At 67.3% G+C, this 4,464-nt stretch carries 6 protein-coding genes; 3 read left to right on the top strand and 3 right to left on the bottom strand.

Features of this window, described 5'->3' with window-relative positions:
• From Q0R27_RS01485 to murI, 3 genes are all read right to left on the bottom strand, one after another.
• The coding region (locus Q0R27_RS01485) for an RpiB/LacA/LacB family sugar-phosphate isomerase (RefSeq protein ID WP_293940319.1) at positions 1 to 365 on the bottom strand (365 nt) is incomplete at its 3' end.
• Between the two features lie 43 nt (positions 366 to 408).
• On the bottom strand, positions 409 to 1,629 hold the full coding sequence (gene hemA / locus Q0R27_RS01480) for a 5-aminolevulinate synthase (RefSeq protein WP_293940318.1): 1,221 nt from the start codon (positions 1,627 to 1,629) through the stop codon (positions 409 to 411).
• 69 nt (positions 1,630 to 1,698) lie between these two features.
• Positions 1,699 to 2,490, bottom strand: a complete 792-nt coding sequence (gene murI / locus Q0R27_RS01475) for a glutamate racemase (RefSeq protein WP_293940317.1) — start codon at positions 2,488 to 2,490, stop codon at positions 1,699 to 1,701.
• A 94-nt stretch (positions 2,491 to 2,584) separates the two neighbouring features.
• Between murI and plsY the strand changes: the two genes are divergently transcribed.
• The 3 genes from plsY to Q0R27_RS01460 all read left to right on the top strand — a co-directional run.
• On the top strand, positions 2,585 to 3,172 hold the full coding sequence (gene plsY, locus Q0R27_RS01470) for a glycerol-3-phosphate 1-O-acyltransferase PlsY (protein ID WP_293940316.1): 588 nt from the start codon (positions 2,585 to 2,587) through the stop codon (positions 3,170 to 3,172).
• Entirely contained in the window at positions 3,169 to 4,248 is a 1,080-nt protein-coding gene (gene dprA, locus Q0R27_RS01465; RefSeq protein ID WP_293940315.1) for a DNA-processing protein DprA, read from the top strand. The genes plsY and dprA overlap by 4 nt, the downstream gene beginning before the upstream one ends.
• Positions 4,249 to 4,305: 57 nt before the next feature.
• Positions 4,306 to 4,464: toprim domain-containing protein (locus Q0R27_RS01460; RefSeq protein ID WP_293940320.1), on the top strand; the 159-nt coding region annotated here is incomplete at its 3' end.

Below are 4,464 nucleotides of genomic sequence, written 5' to 3'. Positions count from 1 at the left end.
GCGGTGACGCACGCCTTGGCCATCTCGATCCCGATCAGCCGCGCGCCGAGCGCGATGGCGTTGGCGTCGTTGTGGGTCCGCGCCAAGGCAGCGGAGACGGGCTCGTTGACTTGCGCACAGCGGCACGCGGGGTTGCGATTGGCGGCGATCGCAATGCCGATCCCCGACCCGCAAATGGCGATGCCGCGATCGGCCTTGCTGTCGCCAAGCGCGCGGGCCAGGCGGGCGCCGTAATCGGGGTAATCGACGCTGGCGGTGCCGTAGGTGCCGAGGTCGAGCAGGTCATGGCCAGCCTCGCCAAGCCAATCCGCCAGGGCGTCCTTGAGTTCGACGCCGGCATGGTCGGCGGAAAGGGCAATGCGCATCGGCAGCGCCTACGCCAAGCGTCACGGATTCGCCAGTAGCGGGTCAGGCCGCTCGGCGCTTTTCCAATTCCAGCCGGCTCCACACTTCTTCAAGCGCCGCGACCAGTTCGTCGATCATTGCCTCGCTGTGGCACGGGCCGGGGGTGAAGCGCAGCCGCTCGGTGCCGCGGGGGACGGTTGGATAGTTGATCGGCTGGACGTAGAGGCCGTATTCCGCGAGCAATATGTCGCTGATGCGCTTGGCCTTGACCGCGCAGCCGACCATCACGGGAACGATGTGGGTAACGCTATCCATCACCGGCAGCCCGCGTTCGGTGAGTTTAGCCTTGAGAAGCGCGGCGCCGGCCTGCTGAGCCGCGCGTTCCTCAGTCGATTGCTTGAGGTGGCGGACCGAGGCGAGCGCCCCGGCGACCAGCACCGGCGAGAGGCTCGTCGTGAAGATGAAGCCGGGCGCATAGCTGCGGATGCAGTCGATGATCGTCAGGTCGGTGGCGATGTAGCCGCCCATCACGCCGAACGCCTTGCCGAGCGTGCCTTCGATGATCGTGACCCGGCCTGCGACATCGTCGCGCTCGGAAATGCCGCCACCGCACTCGCCGTACATGCCGACCGCGTGGACTTCGTCGCAATAGGTCAGCGCGGCATAGCGATCGGCGAGATCGCAGATTGCGGCGATCGGCGCGACGTCGCCATCCATCGAATAGACGCTTTCGAACGCGATCAGCTTGGGCGTTTCGGGGCTTTCCTCGCGCAGGAGTTCCTCGAGATGGTCGAGGTCGTTGTGGCGGAAGACGCGTTTCTCGCAGCCCGAATTGCGAATGCCCGCGATCATCGACGCGTGGTTGAGCTCGTCGGAGAAGATCACGCAGCCGGGGAGCAGCTTGCCGAGCGTGGCGAGCGTCGCTTCGTTCGAGACGTAGCCGCTTGTGAACAGCAGCGCCGCGTCCTTGCCGTGCAAGTCGGCAAGTTCGGCCTCGAGATCGACATGATAATGGGTGTTGCCGGCGATATTGCGGGTGCCCCCCGAGCCGGCGCCGACGTTATGGAGCGCCCCTTCCATCGCGGCGATGACGGCGGGATGCTGGCCCATGCCGAGATAGTCGTTCGAACACCACACGGTGATCGGCTTGGGGCCGTTGTGACCGGCAAAACAGCGCGCGTTGGGATAGGCGCCCTTGTTGCGCAACACGTCGATGAACACGCGATAGCGGCCCTCGTCGTGAAGGCGGTCGATCGCCGCCTGAAAGATGCTGCTGTAATCCATCGCCAAGATCGTCCCGACCCCTCGCTTGCTATCGCCCTTTACCGCCGTGACGCACGCTTTGCCAGTGGCTTAAAAGCCGCCCGCTGAACCGAGCCCGAATCGCGCCAGTGCGGCGGCGAGGGGAGGCGCGGGCGGTCCGCCGGTGAAGATGGCGCGGCCCTCGCCCGGGACGTCGGGCCACGGCTGCTCTCGCGTCAGGTAAGCGATGCGGCGCGCGATACCGCGGCCACCATCGACCAGCGCGATCCCGGGCAGGGCTTCGCGCAATTCGTCGGCGAGCAAAGGGAAGTGGGTGCAGGCGAGGACCATGACGTCGATCCGCTCGCCGCCGGGTTGGGCGAGCAGCGGGGCGACCGCGTCCCGCATCGCGCCGGGGGACACGATTTCGCCCGCAAGCTTGGCTTCGGCCAGCGCGACCAGTTCCGCCGATCCGTGGCGAAGAACTGTGCAATCACTGGCGAAACGGGCGGCGAGGTCGTCGACATAGGGCTGGCGCACCGTTGCGTCGGTGCCGAGCACGCCGATCACGCGAGTCTTCGACATCTCAGCGGCAGGCTTGATCGCCGGCACCGTGCCGACCACCGGCAGGTCGAGTGCCGACCGCACCACGTCGAGCGCGATCGTCGATGCGGTATTGCACGCGATCACTGCCAGGCGCGGTCGGAACCGTTCGACCAGCCTTCCAAGCAGCGCCGGCACCCGCGCGGCGATCTCGGCCTCGGAGCGCGTGCCATAGGGGAAGGCGGCACTGTCGGCGACGTAAACGATCGGCGCGTTGGGCAGCAGCGCGCGCGTCGGCTCAAGCACCGACAGTCCGCCCACCCCGGAGTCAAAAAACAACAAAGGCGCGTCGCGGTCCATAGTCCGGCATGTGGCGGCGTTGTCGCGCGTACGCAACATACCGCAGTTTCACGGGGGCGTTGCCGGGGCTCGGCATCCTGCTATCAAAGTGCGCATGGCGGGGGCAGTGATTTACGCGTTGTTGGTGGGCTACTTGCTCGGCTCGATCCCATTCGGGCTGGTCCTCACCCGACTCGCCGGCAAGGGAGACATCCGCGACATCGGGTCGGGCAATATCGGCGCGACCAATGTCCTGCGCACGGGATCGAAGAAGCTCGCCGCGCTGACGCTTTTGCTCGACGCGGCGAAGGGATCCGCCGCTGTGCTGCTCGCCGCCGGTCTGTGGCCCGAGGCGATCAAATATGCCGCTACCGGCGCGTTGATCGGGCACCTCTATCCGGTCTGGTTGAGGTTCAAGGGAGGCAAAGGAGTGGCCACCTTTCTCGGCATCCTCCTGCCGCTGCTGCCGTTCGCCGCGCTGGTCTATGCGCTGGTATGGCTCGGTCTGTTGCTGGTGGCGCGGATCTCGTCGCTGGCGGGGATCCTCGCGGCGGCCAGCGCCCCGCTCACCGCGGCCATTGTCGGCCGCACCGACTTGCTCCCGATGCTGCTCGGCTTCGCGGTGCTCGTGATCTGGAAACACCGCGAGAATATCGCGCGGTTGCGATCCGGAACCGAGCCGCGGGTCGGGCAGAAGGGATGAAGGACCTCGTTGACCGCCTCCGTCTGATCCGCAGCCCGACGATCGGGCCGGTCAGCTATCGCCACCTGCTCAGCCGGTTCGGGAGTGCCACGGCGGCGCTCGACGCACTCCCCGACCTCGCGCGGCGCGGCGGGGGCGCGGCGCCACGGATCGTTCCAAGGGCAGAGGCCGAGCGCGAGATCGCGACGGTCGAGAAGATCGGCGGGCGCTATTTGCTGCTCGGCCAGGGCCTCTACCCGCGCCTCCTCGCAGAACTCGACAATGCTCCCCCCGTGATCACCGTGAAGGGCGACCTGACCCTGCTCGACAAGCCATCCGCGGCGATCGTCGGCGCCCGAAACGCCTCTGCCGCCGCCTGCCGCTTCTCGCGTGGCCTCGCTCATGACCTTGGAGCGGAGGGTATCGTCGTTGTCTCCGGTCTCGCCCGCGGAATCGACAGCGCGGCGCATGACGGATCGCTGGCGAGCGGGACCATCGCGGTTATCGCCGGCGGGCTCGATGTGGCCTATCCGCCCGAGAACGAGGAACGCCAGCGCGCCATCGCCGAGCGCGGGCTGCTGGTCGCCGAAATGCCGCCGGGAACCGAGCCGCGCGCGCGCCACTTCCCCTATCGCAACCGGATCATCGCCGGGCTCACGCTCGGCACGATCGTCGTCGAGGCGGCGCCACGCTCGGGCTCCTTGATCACCGCGCGATTGGCGACCGAGGCGGGGCGCGAGGTGATGGCAGTACCCGGCTCGCCGCTCGACCCGCGCGCACAGGGCTGCAACGGCCTCATCCGCGACGGCGCGACGCTGATCCAGAACGCCGCCGACGTGATCGAGGTGATTCGCCCGTTCGGGAGCATCGCGCGGGTCGCTTCGCCGGTCATTCCGTTCGAACATCCCGCGACCGATGCGGGCAACGACGAGCGGGCTCGGATCGAGGAGCTGCTCGGGCCGTCCGCAGTCCCGATCGATGAGATCGTGCGATTGTCCGGGATGCCAAGCGGGACGGTACAGCTTGTTCTGCTCGAACTCGACCTCGCTGGTCGCCTCGATCGCCACGCCGGGGGCAAGGTCAGCCTGACCGCTTGACGAGGCCAAATCGAGCCCGTCACCATCGCGCGTATACATGCGTAAGGAAAACCAGCCTTGAAACTCGTCGTCGTCGAATCGCCTGCCAAGGCCAAGACCATCGAAGCTTACCTCGGGCCGGGCCACAAGGTGCTGGCCAGCTATGGCCACGTCCGCGACCTTCCGCCTAAGGACGGATCGGTCGACCCCGACGCCGGCTTCGCGATGGAATGGGAG

The organism is Sphingomonas sp., from assembly GCF_025362505.1.
In the GTDB taxonomy this organism is placed as follows: Bacteria; Pseudomonadota; Alphaproteobacteria; order Sphingomonadales; family Sphingomonadaceae; genus Sphingomicrobium.
The sequence above is the reverse complement of the archived record's forward strand: the minus strand, read 5'-3'. Positions and strand labels throughout refer to the sequence as shown.